The sequence below is a fragment of the Bartonella sp. W8151 genome, from assembly GCF_016100385.1.
Lineage (GTDB): Bacteria > Pseudomonadota > Alphaproteobacteria > Rhizobiales > Rhizobiaceae > Bartonella > Bartonella apis.
Genome location: NZ_JACFSO010000001.1, coordinates 643,550 through 659,829, shown reverse-complemented (window position 1 = coordinate 659,829; position 16,280 = coordinate 643,550). Strand labels below are relative to the sequence as shown.

Below are 16,280 nucleotides of genomic sequence, written 5' to 3'. Positions count from 1 at the left end.
ATGCCCTTTCAATCAGGCTATTTCACAAAAATTCATCAGAACCTTTTGTTCTTATCCTGTTTTTGTAAAATAGCGCCAATTTCATCGACTTTTTCCTTTGATGGTGTGGGATAGCCAACGGTTGTTGAACCGGTTTGAGTATGGTCAACTGTACGGGCAGCAGGCTTCGGGGCATAATTATAATGCGCATCGGCGACCATAACCTGTTTTGGTGCAGGAGTAGGAGCCGTTTGGAATGGTAGATAAGGTTCTGGAGCCTTTTCAACCGGCTTTGCATGGGATACTGCCGGCTTTGCATCTGCTACAACCGTATTGGTTTGGTGGGTAGAAGCGCTTTTCTGTGATGAAAAAGGTTTGGCTTCAACCGGTACAGGTTGAGCCTGTGCAATCATTACCGGTTCGCTTGCCGGCGCTGTCTTGACCGGAAGTGCAGGTGCCGGTTCCGAAACCGCTTTTGGCGCTACCGGCTGGGCCCCCCGACCCGGCGTTGTAAATTGAGGCGCTTTTCCGCTCTTTTCCTGTGCGAAAGCAAAAGCGACATCATAAGGTGCGTCATTGGTCGGGACTTGCAATTCGCCATCACGCCCGCGCTTTTCATAAAAGGCATTGCCACCGGCGACCTGAACATAATGGATATTTTTATATGGGAATGTCAAACCGGCAGTGTGAAAAAACATGGCATTCTTGCTTTTTTTGGCCCGCTCGCCACGTAATACCGCGTCAGCCGCTTCACCGGCTCTTGCCATTGCAGCAGGCTCGGTCATCGGTTTGGTCAAAACACCGGGAGCAAATTGATTGGGCTGGCCGACAACGCCGCAAATTGTCTTCGGATAAGCAGTCGAATTCACGCGATTCATGACGACGGTACCAACTGCAATCATACCATCGCGGCTTGAACGGTTTGATTCAAAATACATTGCCCGCATCAGACAAGTGCGCTCTGTCAGGGGAAAGGAAGCCTGTTTATTATTTTTATGCCCGAAACCGAAATGGGTCGACGCACAGCCTGTAACGATGAACGGTGCAAGCATGATTGCAGCGGTACTTGCCCAACGGAGTTTTTTCATCTTATCAAATACCATTCTTAAGTTTCGTTTTCTTTCTCGCCTATAAAAACAAGGGCAAAAAAAGGCCAAATGAAGGCAATCCTTTTTGAGCCCCCATTGCGATCCGGTTTATTGAACCAAAATCCCTGAAAATGACTATCGCTTTAAACCTTTTAAAATTAATTAACCGCGTTTTTGCACCCCATGAACAACCGCAAAGACACCCATTAAAACGGGAAATTCAAAACAACCGAAATCTATCTGGATTTTCAAATTAACATATTGTTTTTGTTTGTTATTTTATTACTGTTTTAACGGTGACATACGTTCACATCATCTGCTTGAAGGTCATTTCCTGCGAGTTTGTCACTGCGGTTCTTCACCAATTGTTAACGCTAAACCGACAAATTATTCAAAACGTCTGATTTTTTCTCAAAAAGCGGCCACAGAATTCCTCAAACGATAATGTCAGACAGCAATTTTACCGATTGCTTTAGCAAGGTTTTAGAGCCCTCCACGTGGCTATTGCTTTTCATTTTTTCTTTAGATTTTTCGACTTTTCCTACTTTCCCTTTATTGGCGTTCTACGCATTCTCGCTGTTATTTTTTATTTGCGTTCCCTGTTTTAAGCAGGCATTTACGCTTTTTATTCCCCTATTTGCCACCGGCAAACTACGTTATCCGATGTGTTATTGAAGCGCGTTTATTGCCTGATCCGGGCGTTTGAAAAAACTTCGATTGCGGAGTGAGAAAAACATATTTTTAAATGAAAGACATGAAAAGCTGTGTTTATTTCTGCAAACACGCAGGCATATTTTGACTGTCGAACGCGCGGACAAGTGTCGAAGCGCTCTGCCTGCCAGTTAAGAAAATGAACATCTCACTGGCAGAATGCACATGCAAAATAAGGGCTAGCTATTATTGTTACTGAAAAAAGCGCGTTCCTGCGACATCAAACAATAAAGCGTCATAGCACTGAAATTTTATTTGGATAGGTCGCAAGCGTTTTAAGGGTGTCACTAGGTCACGTTTCCCAAACGAAAGGCCCTGTTATGCCAGATATTATTCTGCGGTTTTTCCGTCAGCTCCAACCTTATAGGTGGTGTCATCACGCGGACGGTCAGTGCTCAAATAAGTACCGGTCATAATATAGTGCAATGCCTCGGCAATATTGGTTGCGTGATCACCGATACGTTCGATATTTTTGGCGCAAAATAGCAAATGTGTGCAAGCCGTAATATTGCGCGGATCTTCCATCATATAAGTGAGGAGCTCGCGAAACAGCGATGTGTACATGGCGTCAATCTCTTCATCCCTGTTACGCACAGCATCAATCCGTTCAAGCGAGCGGCTCGCATAAGCGTCCAACACTTCCTTGAGCTGATTGAGCGTCAGTGTCGCGAATGATTGCAGGCCATGATATAAACTCGCCGGTTGCCGGCTTTCGACAATTGCAGCCGCCCTTTTTGCGATATTTTTACCCATATCGCCAACACGTTCCAGATCGGCTGCAATGCGCATAGCACCGATAATTTCGCGCAAATCCACCGCCATTGGCTGGCGTTTGGCGATAATTGCTACCGATTTTTCGTCAATTTCGCGTTCAGTTTCATCAAGAAACATATCATCGGAAATAACTTTTTTAGCGAGATCAAGATCGTTATTGATCACAGCATTGACTGCTTCCTCGATCATCTCACTGGCAAAAGTTCCCATTTTGGCAATTTTTGCTTCAAGGTAGCCCAATTCCTCATCGAATGAACGGACAGTATGATTGATTGGCATAAGCGTGCTCCCTGAATTTAGCCGAAACGACCGGTGATATAATCTTGCGTACGTTGCTCTTTTGGCGATGTGAACATCATCTCTGTTTCTCCCACTTCAACCAGATCTCCCAAATGGAACATCGCTGTAAATTGCGAAACGCGTGCAGCTTGCTGCATTGAATGGGTGACGATAACAATCGTAAAATTCTCGCGCAAATCATCAATCAATTCTTCAATGCGCGCCGTTGCAATCGGGTCGAGTGCGGAACAGGGTTCATCCATCAAGATAACTTCCGGACTGACCGCAATGGCGCGTGCAATGCACAAGCGTTGCTGTTGTCCACCTGAAAGACCGGTACCGGCATCATTCAAACGGTCTTTCACCTCGTCAAATAAACCGGCCTTGATAAGGCTTTGTTCAACAATCGTATCAAGTTCCTTTCGTGATTTGGCAAGCCCGTGAATACGTGGCCCGTAGGCGACATTCTCATATATGGACTTCGGAAAAGGATTGGGCTTTTGAAAGACCATACCGACACGGGCACGCAATTCGACAACGTCAATGTCGGGATCATAAATATTCTGCCCGTCAAGAGTAATAAGACCGGTGACTTTTGCCCCGTCAATTGTATCATTCATGCGATTGAGACAACGCAGGAAAGTTGACTTACCGCAACCGGACGGACCAATCAGTGCCATAACCTGATGTTCGGGAATATCAAGGTTGACACCATGCAACGCTTCTTTGGCGCCATAAAACACTTTGACATCCTGACCACGCATCTTGATTTTCATTATCAACCTAATCCTATTTTGTTCAAAGCCAGAACAAGTTTGCTAAATCACTCTATAAAACCATAATTCTACCAGCGCCGTTCAAACTTACGACGCAACAACACCGCCGCTATATTCATAATAGCAAGAAACGCCATCAAAATGATGATCGCACCAAATGTACGTTCATTAAAGGCACGTTCCGGTTCGTTTGCCCACATATAAATTTGCACTGGCAAAGCTGTTGCCGGTTCCATCGGCGTTGCAGGATAATTTGCAACAAACGCGACCATGCCGATTAATAAAAGTGGCGCTGTCTCCCCCAAAGCCCTTGCAAGACCGAGGATTGTACCGGTGAGAATCCCGGGAAAAGCAAGTGGCAAAACATGACCAAAAATCGTTTGCGTTTTTGATGCTCCTAATCCCAATGCCCCATCGCGGATTGAAGGCGGAACAGCCCGCAAAGCAGCCCGCGTTGCAATGATGATGGTTGGCAGCGTCATAAGCGTTAATACGAGACCTCCGACGATTGACGAAGCGCGCGGCAGATGCAGAAAATTGATAAAGATGGAAAGCCCCAACAAGCCGAAAACAATAGAGGGAACAGCCGCAAGATTATTGATGTTGACCTCAATTATATCATTGAATTTGCTGCGGCGGGCAAACTCCTCGAGATAAATGGCTGTTGCAACCCCAATCGGCAAAGACAATATCAATACAATTGCCATCATATAGGCCGAACCGATAATTGCAACACCAAGTCCGGATGTTTCCGGACGGCTCGAGGCCCCGAATGTAAAAAGCCCTTTATTGAAGGCTTTATGAAGTGTGCCGTCGGAAGCGAGTTTTTCCATCCACCCAATCTGGCGATTGGTGACTTTACGATTTTGTTCGGGAACAGATAGGTCGATTTGCCCTTTAAAAGCTGAATCAATATCGGCGGCAGCCAACACATCAATAGTACGGGTTTTACCGATATAATCGGGATGTTCGGAAAGAAGCTCACGTATTTCGACACGCACGCCGCCAGAAATCATACGATTGAGTTCGCGCATTGCAGGATGATCATTTTTATCGATACCGAGTTTTTCAGCAAGAGCGTTGCGCACAAGAAGCGGATAATTTGCAGTAATGAGAATTTTGGGATTTGTGAGCCGCTCGCCTTTCGGGTCGATAATGTGTTCGTCCAGATAGACCGGCAAGGTCATTGTTGTCTGCTGAAACGCGCTCACCCCTTGAGAGATAATCGACCACAAAAGAATAACGAGGAATAAAAGCCCCACCCCGATTGCTGAAATTCCATATGCACGGAAACGTCGTTCCGCCCGATAACGGCGCTTTAACCCGATGTCACGTCTTGGCGTTTGAACAACGTTACTCATTCATATTGTTCCCTATATTTACGCACGACATAAAGCGCAAAAACATTCATCAAAAGTGTCAGTACAAAAAGCGTCATACCGAGAGCAAAAGCAACCAGTGTTTGCGGCGAATTGAATTCAAGGTCACCAGTGAGCTGGTTGACGATTTTTACTGTTATTGTTGTCATTGCCTCGAACGGATCAAGGGTCAGATTTGCGGCAACACCGGCTGCAAGGACGACAATCATCGTCTCGCCGATAGCCCGTGACGCGGTGAGCAATACTGCACCCACAATCCCCGGCAATGCCGCCGGAAGAACAACCTTTTTGATGGTTTCCGACTGTGTGGCTCCAAGCCCGTATGAACCGTCACGCAAAGCCTGTGGTACCGCCGAAATAATATCGTCGGAAAGTGAAGAAACAAAAGGTATCAGCATAATGCCCATAACAAGGCCGGCTGTCAAAACGCTCTGTGACATGATGAAGCCTTGCCCGCCTGCAATAGCAATTGAAAGATCACGTAAAAACGGCCCGACAGTAACCAGAGCGAAAAACCCGTAAACAATTGTCGGAATACCGGCCAGAACTTCCAATAACGGTTTGATAATTGCCCGCATACGACGGGAAGCATATTCCGACATATAAATTGCGGCAAAAAGCCCGACAGGAACCGCAAAAATCATCGAAACCAATGCAATATAGAGCGTACCGGCCAAAAGCGGCAGCAAACCGAATTGTCCAACAGTAGCCGCCGAGCCACTTGCACTAAAACGCGGGTCCCAAACAGTACCGAAAAAGAAATTCGATAACGGCACAACTTTAAAAAAACTGATTGTCTGGAAAAGCATCGAAAAGAAAATGCCGATGGTTGCAAGAATGGCCACGATAGAGGCAATAACGAGACCGGCAAAGATCATCTTTTCGACTTTGTTGCGGGCGCGTTTTTTTTCTCCCACACCATGAATTCCACAAAACAGGCCAACAATTGAAATAGCCAATGTGATAATCAAACAATAGAAATGGGACTTCGTTGCCCCTTTATACCATTCAACGGCAACAGGAATGAGACTATCCGCACCTCCACTTGGTAGCATAATTCCTTTTTTTGCCATATCGCTGCGTATTTTTTCATAAATGAGTGAAGAAAAAGAATTATCACGATCAAGATCGGCAATGTCGGTTCGAGCGACTGAAAAAGCATGGCCAAGACTATCAACGGTACTTAATGCCAAATTATGGTTTAACGACTCTCCACTTTTTATGATGTCTGTCAGTCGGGAAGAAGCGTGTGCTTCAAGATAGATTGTGCTTCCCAATTGCCAGAGAAAAAGAAAAAGAACAGCGGGAACAACCGTCAATAAAAATGTCCACCAACCATAATAATATGGTCGGGAATGCATTTTTTTACCCATTTTCTCGATTGTAACGGCACGTTTTCCCGATAGCACGAAACCGATAATGCCAAGAGCAAAAACAACCAAGATTAATAGTGATATGGACATTCCATTTTCCGGTTTTATTTCAAAAATAACGCGGGAATTTCCCGCGTCTGCTCACTTCATTTATCAATTGACATGACAGTTCCACTCTCGAATGCGGCTCTTTGCGCTTCCCGTTCGCTATCAGGAGCAGGAATGAGGCCATAATCGGCAAGTGGACCATCCGGTCCGATCATCTGGTCAGACAAGAAAAATTCGACATAGTCTTTCATACCCGGAATGACCCCCAAATGGGCTTTTTTGACATAGAAAAACAGCGGACGGGAAACCAGATACTTTCCGCTTGAAATCGTGTCAACATTGGGGGTAACACCATTAACGGTAGCAAGTCGTAGCTTGTCGGCATTATTTTCATAAAATGCCAACCCGAAAACTCCTATCCCCGTTTTATTTGACATGACACGCGCGAGAGTTTCCGAATAATCGCCATCTATATCAATAGCCTTGCCATCCTTGCGAATGCTTATGCAGGCTGCTGATACCGCCTTATCATCCATCGAAAGAGTTTTCATGCTTTCGGCTGCACCACTTTGTTTGCAGCCTTCAGTCATCAATTTTTCTTCGAAGACTTCTCTCGTGCCATGTTTTTCGCCAGGGATATATGCGTTGATCTCCCAATCAGGTAATTTCGGGTCAATCTCGCTCCATTTTTTATATTTATTTGCAACAAGCTTCCCGTCAACAACAATTTGAGCTGCCAATGCTTTATAAACATCGACAGGCGTCAGATCGAGATTTGGCCCGTGAATATCGCTTGCAAAAACTATCCCGTCATAGCCGATGCGGATTTCTTCAACTTCCGTGACGCCGGCATCAAAGCAGGCTTTCAATTCGGTATTTTTCATCGGTCGCGAAGCATTGGCAATATCTATCGTATTTTCACTGATACCACGACAAAATTCTTTTATACCTGCACCTGAACCGCCCGATTCGATAACAGGTGTACGATAATTGGTAAAAATTTCACCGAATGTTTCTGCAACTATTTTGGCATAGGGTAAAACAGTCGACGAACCGGATATCTGGATATAGTCGCGAGCCAAGGCGGTTTTGGACAAACACGTAGTGGCCAATACCACTCCCACAACCGTTGCAAGCAATCTGTTCATCCATGCACTCCTGGACAACCGGCAGCTTTTTCTAACAAGGCTAACAATGGATTGTTATTTCTCTCATAATGCTTGTTACAATGTCTGATAAAAACCTCATACAGTCTAAAGCTATTGTTGACTATCTTTATCTCGGCTTTTTCAACCTTTTAATTTGTTTTCCACACTATCCCAGAAGATTTTTGCGGCATCGGCACCACCAAAACGTTTCAGTTCGCGCACCCCTGTTGGCGAAGTAACGTTGATTTCGGTCATATAGTTACCGATAACGTCGATCCCCACAAGAATAAGACCGCGCTTTTTCAAAGACGGGCCAATCCGTTCGCAAATTTCAACGTCGCGGCGGGTTAATTCCGTTTTCTCCGCACGGCCACCAATATGCATATTGGAACGGGCATCGGTCGAGGCGGCAACGCGATTGATGGCCCCTACAGCCACCCCGTCAATCAATATGATGCGCTTGTCACCGGCGCTTACATCTTTCAGATAACGTTGCACGACAAAAGCTTCCGGATAAAGCTCGTTGAACATTTCAAGGAGCGAACCGAGATTTTTGTCGTCTTTTTTCAAAAGGAAAACCCCTGCCCCACCATTTCCATAAAGTGGTTTGATAATAATATCGCCGAATTCGGAGCGAAAATCATAAACCTCTTTTGCATCGCGGGTGATGAGCGTTTCCGGCATCAAGTCGGGGAATTCTGTAACAAAGAGTTTTTCAGGACTATTGCGTACCCAATTAGGATCATTGACGACCAAAGTCTTATCCATTATCCGTTCAAGAATATGCGTGGTCGTGATATAATTCATGTCGAACGGAGGATCCTGCCTGAGCAGCACAACATCCATCTGTTGAAGTGGTGTGCGCTTAGCCTCACCCAATTCGTAATAATTGTTTTCCTCGTCACGCACTTTCAACGCTTCGATACGGGCAGTCACTTCGCCATTGAGCATCGAAAGCCGGTCGGGTGTATAATGGAACAGTTCGTGTCCCCGCCTTTGCGCCTCCAATGCCAGAGCAAATGTTGTATCTCCCTTGATATGGATGGTCGAGATATGATCCATCTGGATAGCTATTTTCATAAGATTTGCCTCATATAATCAAAGCGGGCTGGTCAATCGTACCATGAGTCACTAGATAGGAATGAAATATGACAAGGGTTAAGGCATGACGCAAGCACCAGACGAAAAATTAAACAAGGAAGAAATAGAGCGCTATGCACGCCACATTCTTTTGCCGGAAATCGGTGGTGCCGGTCAACAGAAACTTAAAGCTGCAAAAGTGCTGGTTGTCGGAGCGGGCGGGCTTGGAGCGCCGGTCTTAACCTATCTTGCAGCCGCCGGTGTCGGCACTCTCGGCATTATTGACGATGATGTGGTTTCGCTTTCAAACCTGCAACGGCAGGTTATCCACAAAACTTCGGCAATCGGAGAAAAAAAGACTGAAAGTGCTGCCGAAACGCTCAAAGCGATCAACCCGTACGTGAAACTCGATCTTTACCCTTTAAGACTAACGGAAGAAAATGCTGCCGAAATTATCGGCAAATTCGATCTTGTCATTGATGGTTCGGATAATTTTACCACCCGTTATCTTCTCGCCGATAGTTGCAAAAATTTGAAAAAACCGCTTGTAAGCGGTGCAATCGGTCGTTTTGACGGCTCTTTAACGGTCCTCATGCCTTATCTTGGCGGTGAACACCCCTCCTATCGCGATCTCTTTCCGACCCCGCCGCCCAAAGGTGTTGTACCGACATGTGCAGAAGCAGGCGTCATCGGTGCTCTTCCCGGTGTTATCGGTTCGTTAGAAGCCATGGAAGCTATAAAAATCATTACCGGTTGCGGTGAACCGCTTGTCGGAAGACTGCTCCTTTACGACGGGTTATCAGCCCGTTTCGAGACAATCCGCTATAAAAAAAGAACGCAAAAACAAAAATAAAAACGCTGTTTTTATTTTAAAACAATGCCTCTTGAAGCAAGTATTTTTAGCCGCGTCTTTCCAATTCTGTCTTTCTAGCACCGTCTTTCTAATAAAGCCGGACGACTTTGAATAACGGAATCAACTATACTGAAAGAACTATTTCTGTTTATCGGTCGACAAATTGTCGGAAGCAATGTTCTTTTCCAATAATGGACTGTCGGAATCTGATAATGGACCGTTATAATCTTCAAGATTACCCGCATCGAGAAGCGTTTCATTGGTTTTATAGGCAGTACCATCCGGCATGGTGTCGTGACGGCGCTCATGTCTATTTTCTGGCCTGTTCTTATGATCGGGTGACTTATGCCCATCTTTATGTGCTTTTGTCATAATGTCTTTCTCCTGAAAGTCTCACAGCTAAAAGACATTGAGCGCAGATAAAACTTTTCAAGACTTCAGGCTTTATTTCGTTGAAAGGCTCTATCGCTCTTTCATAACTTCCGCAAAACACCTCCGACGATTGCCGGTTTTGAAACCTGCAAATCCTCTCTTATGCGCATTGTTGAACAAAAAAGTAATTTCGAGAATTGTTATTTCACGAGGCTATTTTAGCCATGTGATGCAATAATATCGCCTGAACGTTTCTGCTGAGGTTTTATTGCCCCATTTTTTATTTCACGCAAAGAAAGCACAAGAAAATTTCAAAATTTTTGAAAGCAGAACTTCGACCAATCAGATAACTTTGCCATTCGAAAAACTGGATGACCTAAAAACCGGACAGCGAAAAACTTGTTCGATCAAAAACTGGCTAATCAATTTTTATAAGCAGAAATTGCAGTTTTGCTCTACTTGCCCGCGTTCAAGCTTGATAAATATCAAGCTTCATCAACGTCATTTTTATCAACGCTCAAATCGAAAGCGGCATTCATCAAAGCTCTGGTATATTCGGTTTTCGGTGATGAAAATACCTCTTCTGCCGGTCCGTGTTCAACCATTTGACCATTTCTCATGACAATAAGATCATTGGCCAATGCTTTGACAACTTTCAGATCATGGCTGATGAAGAGATAGGCGAGATTGTGTTTTTGTTGAAGAGTGCGCAACAAATCGACAACCTGTGCCTGAACGCTCATATCAAGAGCCGATGTCGGTTCATCGAGCATAACAAAACGTGGATTGAGAACCATGGCACGGGCTATCGCGATGCGTTGGCGTTGACCACCGGAAAACTCGTGCGGATAGCGATTGCGCGTTTCAGGATCAAGATCGACTTCTTCTAACGCGCGGACAACACGTTCATCGCGTTCTTCGTAATTCAGGTTTTTCTCGTGAATGAGCAGCCCTTCGGCGATAATTTCACCGACCGACATTCTTGGCGACAACGAGCCGAACGGATCCTGAAAAACAATCTGGATATGACGACGCAAAGGTCGCATCTGTTTGAAGGAAAAATGTTCAATATCTTTTCCGTCAAAACGGATATGGCCTTGTGAGGAAATCATACGTGTGAGCGCGAGCCCCAGTGTGGTTTTTCCCGAACCGGATTCGCCGACAACGCCCAATGTCTGTCCTTCACGTATGGTCACGTCAATATCATTGACCGCCTTGATGTAATCGACCGTACGGCGGAAAAAACCTTTTTTAACCGGAAACCAGACCCTGACCTTTTCCCCTTCCATGACAACAGGAGCATTTTTATCGGCTTTCGGCGGGTTTCCTTTCGGTTCGGCTGCCAACAGTTTTTTGGTATAGTCATGTTGCGGATGATTGAATATGTCGGCGGTTTTTCCTGTCTCGACAATTTTTCCGCCGGTCATCACACAAACGCGGTCGGCAAATTTCCTCACAATACCGAGATTATGGGTAATAAAGAGCATAGACATCGAACGCTCTTGCTTGAGCTTTTCAAGTAGCTCGAGAATTTGCGCCTGCACCGTCACATCAAGTGCTGTTGTCGGCTCGTCGGCGATAAGAAGTTGCGGATTATTGGCAAGCGCCATTGCAATCATAACGCGCTGCCGCTGACCGCCCGATAATTGATGGGGAAATGACGACAAGCGTTTTTCAGGCTCGCGTATTCCTACTTGAGTGAGAAGCTCGATCGTGCGTTGGCGAGCGTCTTTATCCGACATGCCCTCGTGAACTTTCATCACCTCGCTTACCTGCCGCTCGACTGTGTGAAGGGGATTGAGCGAAGTCATCGGTTCCTGAAAAATCATTGCAATGTCTTTACCACGAACTTTCTGTAAAGATTTTTCATCAAGCTTCATTAAATCCTTATTGTCAAAAAGGATTTCGCCTGAAGGGTGGCTCGCCATCGGATAGGATAAAAGCTTCAGAATAGAAAGCGCGGTCACAGACTTTCCCGAACCCGACTCGCCGACAAGCGCGAGTGTTTCACCTGAATTGATGTCAAACGAGATGTGATCGACGGCAAGTGTTTCCTTGCCATCCTGACGAAACATCACTGAAAGATCGCGAACACTGAGCAAAGCTGTCATTGGAACGTCTTCCTCGGATCGAAAGCATCACGGGCGGCTTCACCGATAAAAGCCAGAAGCGACAACATGACCGCAATAGCAACAAAGCCGGTAATGCCAATCCACGGAGCATTGAGATTGGTCGCCGCCTGCCGCATGAGTTCTCCAAGCGAGGCAGACCCCGGAGGCAAACCGAAACCGAGATAGTCAAGGGCGGTCAAGGTCGAGATACCGGCTGTCAACAGAAACGGCAAATAGGTAAGTGCTGCAACCATGGCATTGGGGAGAAGATGGCGTATCATGATTGTGATATTCGGCACACCCAGCGCCCTTGCTGCATTGACATATTCAAAATTTCTTGCTCGCAAAAATTCTGCACGCACCACGCCCACCAGCGCCACCCACTGGAATAACAACATAATGCCCAACAGAACCCAGAAGCCCTGGGCGAGAACCGCCGCCATAATGATGATGAGATAAAGCGCGGGAACCGAAGACCAGATTTCGATGAAACGCTGGAAAATGAGATCGACCCAACCGCCGAAATACCCCTGCACTGCACCGGCAGCAATCCCGATAATCGAAGAAACCGCCGTCAAGATAACCGTAAACAATATGGAAACACGAAAGCCGTAAAGCACACGCGCAAAAACATCACGTGTCTGGTCATCTGTACCAAGCCAGTTCCAATTCCCGATTGTGCATTCGGGATCCTTTGCACCGAGAGCGTAATTTTTGCACCGCTCGTCTTTACTTTGAAGCCAGAATGGCGGAGCCAGCGCAACAGGCTTGTTGCCGACTGTTGTATCATAGGAATAATGCACCGGCGGCCATATCGCCCAGCCATGTTCGTTGATTTCTTTCTTGATATAATCTTCACGGAAATCGACCGTTGCAAGGACACCGCCAAACTTGGAATCGGGATAATCGAAAAGCACCGGAAAAAGCAGCTCGCCTTTATAGGATGCAATAATCGGTCGGTCATTTGCAATAAAATTGGCACCGAAAGAAAAGAGGCAAAGAATTAGGAAAATCCACAACGACCACCAGCCGCGACGGTTTTTCTTGAAGTTTCTCCACCGCCGTTCATTAAGCGGCGACAAAAACGGCCTTTTGTTGCGACGGGGTTTTGCCGGCTTTGCCACGTCGATTATCAGTCCGGAAGGTTGCTTGCTCATCAAACGTCCCTCTTCTCGAAATCGATACGCGGATCGACAAGCATATATGTGAGGTCGGAAATAAGGCTGACAACAAGCCCGATCAACGAGAAAATATAGAGCGAGCCGAACACGACCGGATAATCACGATTGACAATGGATGTATAGCTTAAAAGCCCCATTCCGTTTAACGAATATAGCATTTCGATAAGCAGTGAACCGGTGAAAAATGAAGCGATGAAAGCTGCCGGAAAACTTGCAATGACAACAAGCATGGCGTTGCGGAAAACATGCCCGTAAAGAACCGCGTGTTCGCTTAAACCTTTTGCCCGTGCCGTCACCACATATTGCTTTCTGATTTCTTCCAGAAAACAGTTTTTGGTCAGCAATGTTGTGGTGGCGAAAGCGGAAATAACCATGGCTGTGAGTGGCAAAGCAAGATGGTGGAAATAATCCAGAATTTTGCCACCAAGCGACAATTCATCAAAATTTTCCGATGTCAAATGGCTTAATGGAAACCAGTCGAAGAATGACCCTCCGGCAAAAAGGACCATTAACAGAATACCGAAAAGGAAACTCGGTATTGCATAGCCGATAATGATAACGGCACTTGTCCATATATCGAATGTGGAGCCATCCTTGACGGCCTTCCGGATACCGAGGGGAATGGAAATTGCGTAAGAAATCAACAATTGCCATAGCCCTAAAGAAATCGAAACCGGCAAGGCACCTTTGATAAGATCGACGACAGAACGCCCTTGCGTATAGGAATCGCCGAAATCGAACCGGATATAATTCCACAACATTGTGAAATAACGTTCAAGCGGCGGTTTATCAAAACCGAACTGCTTTTCGAGTTTTGCAATAAATTCCGGATCAAGGCCGCGTGCACCACGATATTTTGCACTCGCGTCGCTACCCTGTAACGTTACCTCTGATGAAAGCCCGAGGTCACCGCCACTGCCGGCAACCCGCCCCATGGCATCGCCACCGGTTCCTTGCAATTGTGCAATAATATTCTCGATAGGACCACCGGGAGTAAATTGCACAATGACAAATGTCACCGTCAAAATGCCGATCAATGTCGGTATAATCAGCAGCAAACGCCGCGCTATATAGGCCGCCATATCTCTCTTTCATCCTTTTTCCGGTATGAGTTTTGTTACGCCCGCAACATGCGAATCAAACCGGTGCGTTCAATTGAACCCCTATTCTGGAACATTTATGGTAAACAAATGACAAACGGCTGATTTTTCAGCAATTCCGGTTCTTGGGCGTTCTAGTCCACCGCAGCTCTAGTTTTTGTCTTTCTTGACCCACCATGAGGGAATATCAACGCCGCTTGCTTCCGGTTGCGGTTCGGGGATACCGAATTTGTCCCAATAGGCAATATTAAGATGTTCGGCATACCATTGCGGGATAACATAATAATTCCATAACAATACCCGGTCGAGAGCACGGGTTGCAGCAACGAGTTCATCACGATCTTTTGCATAGATGACACGTTCGATAAGTTTGTCGACGGCCGGATTTTTTATCCCCGCGACATTATAGCTTCCCGGCCGGTCAGCGGCTTTCGAGCCCCAGTATTCCAATTGTTCATTGCCGGGTGAATCGCTTTGTCCGATGACCTTGATGACAAGATCGAAATCGAAATTTGCTTCGCGATTTTGATATTGTGAAGTGTCAACGACGCGCATGGATGCATTGATACCCAAACGTTGAAGATTGGCTATAAAAGGTGCCGTTGCACGCTCGAATGCCATATCACTCAGCATCACTTCCAATGTGAAAGCTTCCCCTTTTTTATTGACAAGCCGGTTCTCTTCCAGATGCCAACCGGCTTCATTCAACAAACGCATGGCTTCTGTGAGATAGCGCCTTGATGAATCGGGCTTGTCATAAACGGGGTTGGAAAAGGGTGTGGTAAAGACTTCGGCCGGTACTTCATCTTTGACCGTTTCAAGAATTTCAAGTTCCTTTCCCTGAGGCAAACCTTTTGCCGCCAGATCAAGCCCGTCAAAATAGCTTGAGATCCGATGATAATCATTAAAAAACAACGATTTATTGAGAGACTCGAAGTCAAAAGCGAGGCTGAGTGCCTGACGCACGCGCCGGTCGGCAAATTGCGGGCGGCGGGTATTGATAAAGAATCCTTGCATACGTCCCGAGCCATGAAAGGCAAAACTGCGCCGGATAACTTGCCCGTTTTTGACCGCAGGAAAATCATAGCTCTGGTTCCAGCGCTGGATACGGTTTTCCAAATTCCAGTCGACGAGATTACCTTTTTTGAAAGCTTCCCACGCAGCGTTCGGATCAAGAAAATAGCTATAATGCTCTTTATCGAAATTGAACCGTCCACGATTGACCGGTAGATCGGCTGCCCAATAATTTTTAACCCTTTTCCAGGTAATCGATTTTCCGGCTATAAAACTTTCAACCTCGTAAGGCCCTGATCCCAAAGGTATTTCGAGAGTTGGGGCAGTGATATCCCGTTTTTTACCTGTTGCATCGGTTCCTTCCCACCAATGTTGAGGCAGAACCGGCATCTGCCCCATCACATAAGGGAGTTCGCGATTGCCTTTTTCTTCAAACACAAAGGTGACTTCATTTTCACCGGTTTTTTCGGCTTTTTTGACCGAATGATAATAATTGTTGAAAAATGGCGAATTGCTTTTCAAAACATTGAAGCTCCACACCACATCCTCGGCAGTAATGGGGCGACCGTCATGCCATCGGGCTTTTTTATTCAAGCGGAATTTTACCCACGAAAAATCGTCGGGATATTGTGCGGCCTCGGCAATAAGGGGATAGTTGACCGACGTTTCTTCGGTGGAAGGTGCCATCAGTGTGTCATATTGTTCCCCACCACCGCGGGAAGAAAAACCCGCTGCAGGTGTACCTGTAACAATATAGGGGTTGAAGCTGTTGAATGTGCCGGTGCGACTATCATTAAAAGTGCCACCTTTGGGCGCATTCACATTGACATAATCATAATGGGTAAAATTGTCGCCATATTTGGGTTCAACTCCAAGAGACAGGCTCGTGCGCCACTCGGGATCAGCGCTAGCCATACGACTAAGGGCGAAAAAGAGACAAAAAGCCAATCCGAATTTCATCAAATCCCCAATCGATTTCAAGATAGCCAATAGAAAACAGATTTTATTGATTGT

General features: G+C 46.0%; 12 protein-coding genes and 1 pseudogene. 1 reads left to right on the top strand and 12 read right to left on the bottom strand.

The genetic code is table 11. The features are described from left to right. Positions 1-490 precede the first annotated feature (490 nt). From H3V14_RS10975 to gshB, 7 genes and pseudogenes are all read right to left on the bottom strand, one after another. Positions 491-1,067: pseudogene (locus H3V14_RS10975) on the bottom strand (cell wall hydrolase); the annotation flags it as partial. A gap of 1,041 nt (positions 1,068-2,108) precedes the next feature. After that, complete coding sequence (phoU, locus tag H3V14_RS02910) at positions 2,109-2,831, bottom strand: phosphate signaling complex protein PhoU (RefSeq protein ID WP_198214086.1); 723 nt, start codon at positions 2,829-2,831, stop codon at positions 2,109-2,111. A 17-nt stretch (positions 2,832-2,848) separates the two neighbouring features. Further along, on the bottom strand, positions 2,849-3,607 hold the full coding sequence (pstB, locus tag H3V14_RS02905) for a phosphate ABC transporter ATP-binding protein PstB (protein ID WP_198226405.1): 759 nt from the start codon (positions 3,605-3,607) through the stop codon (positions 2,849-2,851). 68 nt (positions 3,608-3,675) lie between these two features. Continuing rightward, positions 3,676-4,968, bottom strand: a complete 1,293-nt coding sequence (pstA, locus tag H3V14_RS02900) for a phosphate ABC transporter permease PstA (RefSeq protein WP_198226403.1) — start codon at positions 4,966-4,968, stop codon at positions 3,676-3,678. After that, positions 4,965-6,449, bottom strand: a complete 1,485-nt coding sequence (gene pstC / locus H3V14_RS02895) for a phosphate ABC transporter permease subunit PstC (RefSeq protein WP_198226401.1) — start codon at positions 6,447-6,449, stop codon at positions 4,965-4,967. The genes pstA and pstC overlap by 4 nt, the downstream gene beginning before the upstream one ends. A 56-nt stretch (positions 6,450-6,505) precedes the next feature. Then, entirely contained in the window at positions 6,506-7,555 is a 1,050-nt protein-coding gene (locus tag H3V14_RS02890; RefSeq protein ID WP_198226399.1) for a substrate-binding domain-containing protein, read from the bottom strand. A gap of 141 nt (positions 7,556-7,696) precedes the next feature. Beyond that, positions 7,697-8,635 (bottom strand): glutathione synthase, encoded by a 939-nt coding sequence (gene gshB / locus H3V14_RS02885; RefSeq protein WP_198226397.1) that lies wholly within the window; start codon positions 8,633-8,635, stop codon positions 7,697-7,699. Between the two features lie 85 nt (positions 8,636-8,720). Here gshB and H3V14_RS02880 point away from each other — a divergent pair, with 85 nt between their 5' ends. Beyond that, positions 8,721-9,488 carry a molybdopterin-synthase adenylyltransferase MoeB gene (locus H3V14_RS02880; protein WP_198226395.1) on the top strand — a complete coding sequence of 256 codons (768 nt, stop codon included), beginning with the start codon at positions 8,721-8,723 and terminating at the stop codon, positions 9,486-9,488. Positions 9,489-9,626: 138 nt separating this feature from the next. Here H3V14_RS02880 and H3V14_RS02875 read toward each other — a convergent pair whose 3' ends face one another. The 5 genes from H3V14_RS02875 to H3V14_RS02855 form a co-directional block, all read right to left on the bottom strand. Next, on the bottom strand, positions 9,627-9,860 hold the full coding sequence (locus H3V14_RS02875) for a hypothetical protein (protein ID WP_198226393.1): 234 nt from the start codon (positions 9,858-9,860) through the stop codon (positions 9,627-9,629). Between the two features lie 485 nt (positions 9,861-10,345). Continuing rightward, positions 10,346-11,971, bottom strand: coding sequence for an ABC transporter ATP-binding protein (locus H3V14_RS02870; RefSeq protein WP_198226391.1), 1,626 nt, complete (start codon positions 11,969-11,971; stop codon positions 10,346-10,348). Next, a complete protein-coding gene (locus H3V14_RS02865) occupies positions 11,968-13,128 on the bottom strand; it encodes an ABC transporter permease (protein ID WP_075915215.1) in 1,161 nt (386 codons plus the stop codon). The genes H3V14_RS02870 and H3V14_RS02865 overlap by 4 nt, the downstream gene beginning before the upstream one ends. After that, positions 13,128-14,234, bottom strand: coding sequence for a microcin C ABC transporter permease YejB (locus H3V14_RS02860; protein ID WP_198226389.1), 1,107 nt, complete (start codon positions 14,232-14,234; stop codon positions 13,128-13,130). The genes H3V14_RS02865 and H3V14_RS02860 overlap by 1 nt, the downstream gene beginning before the upstream one ends. A gap of 168 nt (positions 14,235-14,402) precedes the next feature. Beyond that, the gene (locus tag H3V14_RS02855) at positions 14,403-16,181 is read right to left on the bottom strand and encodes an extracellular solute-binding protein (protein WP_246784934.1); all 1,779 of its coding nucleotides are present in this window, start codon (positions 16,179-16,181) and stop codon (positions 14,403-14,405) included. Between the last annotated feature and the right edge of the window lie 99 nt (positions 16,182-16,280).

Excerpts from the sequence above, each read along its gene's own strand:
- phoU (WP_198214086.1), bottom strand. The coding sequence starts at position 2,831 with ATGCCAATCAATCATACTGTCCGTTCATTCGATGAGGAATTGGGCTAC.
- pstB (WP_198226405.1), bottom strand. The coding sequence starts at position 3,607 with ATGAAAATCAAGATGCGTGGTCAGGATGTCAAAGTGTTTTATGGCGCC.
- pstA (WP_198226403.1), bottom strand. The coding sequence starts at position 4,968 with ATGAGTAACGTTGTTCAAACGCCAAGACGTGACATCGGGTTAAAGCGC.
- pstC (WP_198226401.1), bottom strand. The coding sequence starts at position 6,449 with ATGTCCATATCACTATTAATCTTGGTTGTTTTTGCTCTTGGCATTATC.
- H3V14_RS02890 (WP_198226399.1), bottom strand. The coding sequence starts at position 7,555 with ATGAACAGATTGCTTGCAACGGTTGTGGGAGTGGTATTGGCCACTACG.
- gshB (WP_198226397.1), bottom strand. The coding sequence starts at position 8,635 with ATGAAAATAGCTATCCAGATGGATCATATCTCGACCATCCATATCAAG.
- H3V14_RS02880 (WP_198226395.1), top strand. The coding sequence starts at position 8,721 with ATGACGCAAGCACCAGACGAAAAATTAAACAAGGAAGAAATAGAGCGC.
- H3V14_RS02875 (WP_198226393.1), bottom strand. The coding sequence starts at position 9,860 with ATGACAAAAGCACATAAAGATGGGCATAAGTCACCCGATCATAAGAAC.
- H3V14_RS02870 (WP_198226391.1), bottom strand. The coding sequence starts at position 11,971 with ATGACAGCTTTGCTCAGTGTTCGCGATCTTTCAGTGATGTTTCGTCAG.
- H3V14_RS02865 (WP_075915215.1), bottom strand. The coding sequence starts at position 13,128 with ATGAGCAAGCAACCTTCCGGACTGATAATCGACGTGGCAAAGCCGGCA.
- H3V14_RS02860 (WP_198226389.1), bottom strand. The coding sequence starts at position 14,234 with ATGGCGGCCTATATAGCGCGGCGTTTGCTGCTGATTATACCGACATTG.
- H3V14_RS02855 (WP_246784934.1), bottom strand. The coding sequence starts at position 16,181 with ATGGCTAGCGCTGATCCCGAGTGGCGCACGAGCCTGTCTCTTGGAGTT.